Source organism: Propionivibrio sp., from assembly GCF_017995515.1.
Taxonomy (GTDB): domain Bacteria; phylum Pseudomonadota; class Gammaproteobacteria; order Burkholderiales; family Rhodocyclaceae; genus Propionivibrio.
Map to the genome: position 1 here is coordinate 1 of NZ_JAGOIT010000148.1, position 5,888 is coordinate 5,888.

The window sequence follows — 5,888 nt, forward strand, 5'->3', positions numbered from 1 at the left end:
TCCGTCGCGGAGTAAGCCATTCCTGACAACAAGCCAAAGGCCAAAGCCAACGATGCTTTCAGTTTCATGAATCAGTCTCCTTTTGTGGGTTCGGGTTAGAGCCGATGCCAGCAACTCATCGACAAGGCGCAATATATGAGCTTAGTTAGACAAAACTTGATACTTCTGCGTCAATAATATGTACTTAATTTCAGGAAAGGGCTAATACGAACCACCAGGCCCGGGATATTGTATCGACACCCGCCGCAAAGCGCGTGTTTAGTGATAGATAGTACAGACATGACCCAAAAACAAGGCCGGCAATGCCGGCCCGTGTCGAGAACAAACAATAAGCTTTTGTATTTTCGATAAATTTCTCGATTTATTTGCTTGTACCCTGATGCGCGTGTCGTTTAGTCCTTGTTGACGGCTTCCCAGCCCCCGCTCTTCTCGGAGCGGAACAGCGCGTCGATCGCCTGCATGTTGCGGATCGCATCTTCGACGCCGTATGGCAGGGGCATCTCCCCGCGCACGACGCGCGAGAAAGCTTCGCCTTGCAGCGTGTATTGATCGCAAGGCGGCAGCGTTTCGGTCACTGCAGACCCGTCGCCAAGAATGCTGCCATCGTCTACGAGAATGCGCGTGGCAGTCATCGGCGGCGCGTTGAAGGGGATCTCGATTTCCAGCCGCTTCTTCGTTCCGACGATCTGCACGCGCTGATGCGGCGCGGATTGTGTCGACACCGTGAAGTCGAGCCGCCGCCCGTTGCCGAAATCGAGCAGGCCGCTGACGTTGCGATCGGTCTGGAATTCTGGATCGCGATCGATAACGGCAATCGCCCGCAGCGGATCCGCCTCGAAAATGAAACGCGCCGTTGAAATCGGGTAGCAGCCAATGTCATACAGCGCACCGCCGCCGATGCCGACCTGATTGCGTACGTTGGCCGGATCGCGGTTGTAGTAGGAGAAGAAGGTCTGGATAGAACGAACTTCGCCCAGTTCGCCGGCACGCACGAGTTCGCGCGCGCGCAGCCATTGCGGGTGAAAGCGGACCATGAACGCTTCCATGACATGCACCTTGCCGGCGACTTCGCGCAACTCAGCCGCCTGCCGGGCATCAATCGCGATCGGCTTCTCGCACAGCACGTGCTTGCCGGCGCGCGCGGCAGCCAGCGTCATCGGCACATGCAAATGATTGGGCAGAGGGTTGTAGACGGCCTCGATTTCCGGATCGGCGAGCAGTTCCTCGTAGCTGCCGTAGGCGCGCTCGATGCCCAGTTTGTCGGCCGCCTTGCGCGCCGATTCGAGCGAGCGCGAGGCAATGGCACGGATATCGCACCAGGCGCTTTGCTGCATCGCCGGCAGAACTTTTTCCATCCCGATGGATGCCGTGCTGATGACACCCCAGACCACTTTCTTCATGTCGACCACCTCTTTCCATTTCCAGATTCATGACGGGCCGGCCGGACCCCTCGGCGCCGGCCGACACCCACTCTTAGCCCATTGCTGCGTCGAACCAGCAGCAAGTATCCACCATTTGCACTGCTCGGTCAGAACTCGCGCAAACGCATCGCCTCGGGGTCCGGCGCGGCGCGTTCGACGGTGACCGGCAGCGTGGCGATCGTCCGCCCGTCCTGCGTCGCGACGATCAGCCGCCACTCGCCGGGCTGCGGATTCAACACCCACGAGTAGCCGCGGAAACCGCGCTCGCGCCCGCCGGTGCTCTGAAAGGTGTTGCGATAGACGAGCCGCCAGCCGCCGGCTTCGCGCACTTCCCAGCGATGTTCGAGCAGCGCGGTCACGCCGAGCGGCGCGAACACGGCCGACACGCCGTAGAGCCGTTCGCCTTCGGTGACATTGACCGTGGGCGATTGTCCCCGCCAGAACTGCCACGCCGGCGCCTGTTCGACCATCAGCAGGAAGCGATCGTCTTCACGAACAAAGCTGTGGCCGACGGCCAGGTCCTGCTTCACCAGCGGCACCGGGGCGATCATGTCGAGCGCCGATGCGACGAGGAGCGCGCCGGCCAGCAGCCACGCCGGTAGAACCCGGCCAGGCTGCCCGGGCACCAGTCGGCGCAAACCGTGCGTCAGGCCGATGCCGACGGCGGTCGATACGTAGAACCACTGCGGGTTGAGGCTGCCCAGCGCGTGCGGCAAGGCAAAGTTGAAAAGCAGGACGGCATTCAGCGCGAGCAACGCCCAGATCAGCGTGAAATGCCGGCGGTAGCTCTTGCGGGCGAACTCGTTGCCAACCAGCAGGGCACCGAGGAAGAGCGTCGTCAGCCACGTCCCCAGATGCCCGGAACTCTTGAAGTAGAGGATGAAGAGCGCCGAGAAGATGCTGCCGAAGAAGAACTGCAGCAGCAGGTACGGCGCCTGCCAGGCGAAATCGCGCATGCGCGCCTTGGCGCCGCTCCCCGCGTTGTCGAATGACGGCGCGGACTGCTTGCGCGCGGCGCGCAAGGCCAGCCAGAAGGCCAATCCGCAGGCGGCGGCGAGATATGCGCCCAGCGTCCACAGGTCGACGGCGCGCACGCGCTGGCCGATGGTCAGCGCATCCCAGGCGAAGCCGCCGAGGAAGGCCAGCACGGGAAAGAAGCGGCGCAGGAACTTCAGGGAGGTCATTTCGCTCTTCAGAGTGGTCGAGCCGCCCATGATAAACCGGCGTAGCGGAAGGGCCGCCCTGGCAGCGCGCCGAAGGCGTTTGTCACCGGAAAGCGATCGGAATGATTGCTGGCCCGTGGCAGGAGAATTTGCTACGCTCCGGGGGCACGGCAAGCCAAGCATCGCCCGCCAGGCCTGACACAGGAGGAACTGAAATGCTCGGACAACCTCAGCCCAACGGCTTGATCGGAGAATCCGCGGTCTTCCGGAACATGCTGGCGGCGATCGCCAGGATCGCCACCTACGACGCCACCGTGCTGATCAGCGGCGAAACCGGGAGCGGCAAGGAACTCGCCGCGCGCGCCATCCACTACCAGGGCCGTCGCAGCGACAAGCCCTTCATCCCGGTCAATTGCGGCGCGCTGCCCGACCACCTGATCGAAAACGAATTGTTCGGCCACTGCAAGGGCGCCTACACCGACGCGCGCGAGCACCAGACCGGCCTCATCGCGCAGGCCGAAGGCGGCACGCTGTTTCTCGACGAGGTCGATGCGTTGTCGCCCAAGGCGCAGGTCAGCCTGTTGCGCTTCCTCGAGGACGGCAAGTACCGCCTGCTCGGCGGCAACCGCCTGGAGTCGGCCGACGTGCGCATTCTCGCGGCGAGCAACACGGACCTCCAGGCGCTCGTCGACGCGGGCGGCTTCCGCGCCGACCTGCACTATCGCCTCAACGTCATGGAACTCGCCGTACCGCCCCTGCGTGCGCGCGGCGACGACATCGCCCTGCTCGCCCGCCACTTCGTCGGCGAAGCCGCGCAGCGTTACGGCATGACGCGCCTCGACCTGCATCCCGACACCGTGCAATGGCTCGCCAGCCAGCCCTGGCCGGGCAACATCCGCGAGTTGCAGAACCGCATCCAGCGCGAATTCCTGATGTGCAGCGGCGCCAGCATCCTGATCCGCCCGACCGCGCCGATGACCGACCGGCGGCAGAAGCCCGATCGTCGACAAGCACACCTCTGCCCGCTCAATTTCAACGAGGCGAAGCAGCTCACGCTGCAGGCCTTCGAGCGCAACCACTTGCTGCGCCTGATGCGCGAGAGCGCCGGCAACGTCTCGCGCGCCGCGCGGCTCGCCGGCAAGGAGCGGCGCGCGCTCGGCAAGCTGCTCAAGAAGTACTGCATCGAACCCGGCTACTTCCGCACGCCGTCGAACGCCTGACCGACGTCCGCAACCGCCGCCCGGCGGGTCATTCCTAACCCACTCGCCGCTTTCCGGATCATCAATCCGGGTCAGTCCTGCCCCACCGCCGTTTCGCGGACACCGGAGCAAGCCCCGGATTCCGGACCGCGCGGCGCTGGCGTGCTCCTTGCGTACGTCGCCTCGTCACGGCTCACGGCGCGGAGGGGGCATGCGGGTTCAGGAAGATCACCTCAACGAGGTCGTCGACGCCATCCTGCGCTACCTGGCGACCCATCCGGATGCCGCCGACACCAGCGAGGGCGTCGCCCGGTGGTGGATGCCGGCTGACCACGCCGCCGCCCCCGACGCCGTCCTCACGGCACTGGCGCGCCTTGAGGCGCAAGGACTCGTGCACCGGCGAACCAACGCCGACCGGCACGTGCTCTATTCGCGCTAGGGACAGCCGATGGCCACGCACCAGGCAATTGCCGCGGTCAGTCTGGCTCTCAAGGGCTTGCTCGATCGCGGACTGCCGAAGGAGGAGTTTCCCGACGCGAAGGTCGAACTGCTGCGCCCGGCCGATTTCGCCGGCGGCATGGCCGAAGGGATTTCGCTCCTGCTCTACCGCGTCGGCATCAACGGCACGCAGCGTAACCTGCCGCCGCGCATTGCCGCCGACGGCATGCGCTTCCGCCCGCCCCTGCCGATCGACCTCCACTACCTGCTGAGCGCCTGGGCGGACGACGCCGACATCCAGCAAAGCCTGCTCGCCTGGGCCATGCGCCTCATGGAAGACACGCCGCAACTCGCCGGCAACCTGATCAATCCGTTCATGCCGGTAAAGCCCGTCTTTCGCGCCGACGAATCGGTCGAACTGATCTGTGATCCGCTGCCGCAGGAGGCATGGCTGGCGCTCTTCGACCGCTTCGCGCCGGCGCTCAGCGCGTCGATGACCTACGTCGTGCGCATGGTGCACATCGACTCGGACAAGCCCATGCCCGACGCCGAGCGGGTGCGGCAGCGCACTTTCGACGTCATTCGCGGAGATGAACGATGAGCAGCACCGTTATCGAAAGCGTGACGCGGATCGCGCCGCTCGGCCTCGAACTGATCGACGCCGCGAGCGGTCGCCGCGTCGGCGACGGGCTGATCGTACGCGTCGCGCCGGTCGGCAAACCGCAGCGCGGCGTCATCGCCGACGCCAACCCGAGCGGCATCTTCGTCGCACACGACCTGCCCGGCCTTGGCGACTGGAGCCACGGCGGCGCCGAACCGCTGCCGCACCCCGAATTCACGGTGCACGTCGACGACCGCCTCGGGCGCTTCCTGCCCTGCCGCCTGCGCCTCGCGCTGCCGGCCGCCGGGCTGGCGCATCCGGCGTGCCGCGCCGACATCCCGCTGTTTTCGGCGCCGACGCGGATCGTCGCCGGGCTCGCAGCAATCCGCGCCGAACTCCACACGCACCCGGACGGCAAGCCGGCCGCCTGGGCCGTCGTCGAAGTCCGCCACGCCGGCGCGCCGCTGTGCCTGGGCATGACCGACGAGCGCGGCCATCTGTTGCTCGCCTTTGCCTGGCCGAAGCTCGTACTTGCCGACCAACCGCTCGACGCGAGCACCTGGCCACTCACGTTGCATGTTCGCCACGCAATCGGGCTGGAAACGAACGATACAAACGAACCGCCCGAACTCTGCGCGGCGTTGGCGCAGCCGGCAGCACGTTTCGTCAATGTCGTTGAACCGCTCGCCACCGTACCCGAACTCGCCGTCACCCTGCGCCTCGGCCGCGAAGCACAGGTGCGCTGCCTGATCACGCCGTAGTTTTTGCGCAGTTCTTTAGATGCACAGGAGGAAACCGCCATGCCCGAATACCTCGCCCCAGGCGTCTACGTGGAAGAAACCAGCTTCCGCTCGAAGTCCATCGAAGGCGTTTCGACCACCACCACCGGCTTTGTCGGCCCGACGCGTTACGGCCCGAGCGCGATGGTGCCGGACATCATCACCAGCCTGGCCGAGTTCGAGCGTATCTACGGCGATGGCGAGCAATTGAGTTTCACCGGCGAATCGGCCAGGCGCGACAACTACGTCTGGCACGCCGCGCGCGCCTTCTTCGACAACGGCGGCCG

At 65.2% G+C, this 5,888-nt stretch carries 6 protein-coding genes and 1 pseudogene; 5 read left to right on the plus strand and 2 right to left on the minus strand.

What is annotated here, in order from left to right; all coding sequences use genetic code 11:
• Positions 1 to 392: 392 nt before the first annotated feature.
• Both KBA32_RS16090 and KBA32_RS16095 read right to left on the minus strand, forming a co-directional pair.
• Positions 393 to 1,400, minus strand: coding sequence for a Gfo/Idh/MocA family oxidoreductase (locus KBA32_RS16090; protein WP_294361164.1), 1,008 nt, complete (start codon positions 1,398 to 1,400; stop codon positions 393 to 395).
• 128 nt (positions 1,401 to 1,528) lie between these two features.
• A complete protein-coding gene (locus KBA32_RS16095; RefSeq protein ID WP_294361166.1) occupies positions 1,529 to 2,605 on the minus strand; it encodes a DUF2914 domain-containing protein in 1,077 nt (358 codons plus the stop codon).
• Between the two features lie 194 nt (positions 2,606 to 2,799).
• Here KBA32_RS16095 and KBA32_RS16100 point away from each other — a divergent pair, with 194 nt between their 5' ends.
• The 5 genes and pseudogenes from KBA32_RS16100 to KBA32_RS16120 form a co-directional block, all read left to right on the plus strand.
• On the plus strand, positions 2,800 to 3,804 hold the full coding sequence (locus tag KBA32_RS16100; RefSeq protein ID WP_294361167.1) for a sigma 54-interacting transcriptional regulator: 1,005 nt from the start codon (positions 2,800 to 2,802) through the stop codon (positions 3,802 to 3,804).
• Between the two features lie 190 nt (positions 3,805 to 3,994).
• Positions 3,995 to 4,222, plus strand: coding sequence for a hypothetical protein (locus KBA32_RS16105; protein WP_294361169.1), 228 nt, complete (start codon positions 3,995 to 3,997; stop codon positions 4,220 to 4,222).
• Between the two features lie 9 nt (positions 4,223 to 4,231).
• Entirely contained in the window at positions 4,232 to 4,822 is a 591-nt protein-coding gene (locus KBA32_RS16110) for a DUF4255 domain-containing protein (protein ID WP_294361171.1), read from the plus strand.
• Complete coding sequence (locus KBA32_RS16115) at positions 4,819 to 5,583, plus strand: hypothetical protein (protein WP_294361173.1); 765 nt, start codon at positions 4,819 to 4,821, stop codon at positions 5,581 to 5,583. Before KBA32_RS16110 ends, KBA32_RS16115 begins: the two co-directional genes overlap by 4 nt.
• A gap of 39 nt (positions 5,584 to 5,622) precedes the next feature.
• Positions 5,623 to 5,888, plus strand: a pseudogene (locus KBA32_RS16120) (phage tail protein); the annotation flags it as partial.

Excerpts from the sequence above, each read along its gene's own strand:
- KBA32_RS16100 (WP_294361167.1), top strand. The coding sequence starts at position 2,800 with ATGCTCGGACAACCTCAGCCCAACGGCTTGATCGGAGAATCCGCGGTC.
- KBA32_RS16115 (WP_294361173.1), top strand. The coding sequence starts at position 4,819 with ATGAGCAGCACCGTTATCGAAAGCGTGACGCGGATCGCGCCGCTCGGC.
- KBA32_RS16105 (WP_294361169.1), top strand. The coding sequence starts at position 3,995 with ATGCGGGTTCAGGAAGATCACCTCAACGAGGTCGTCGACGCCATCCTG.
- KBA32_RS16090 (WP_294361164.1), bottom strand. The coding sequence starts at position 1,400 with ATGAAGAAAGTGGTCTGGGGTGTCATCAGCACGGCATCCATCGGGATG.
- KBA32_RS16095 (WP_294361166.1), bottom strand. The coding sequence starts at position 2,605 with ATGACCTCCCTGAAGTTCCTGCGCCGCTTCTTTCCCGTGCTGGCCTTC.
- KBA32_RS16110 (WP_294361171.1), top strand. The coding sequence starts at position 4,232 with ATGGCCACGCACCAGGCAATTGCCGCGGTCAGTCTGGCTCTCAAGGGC.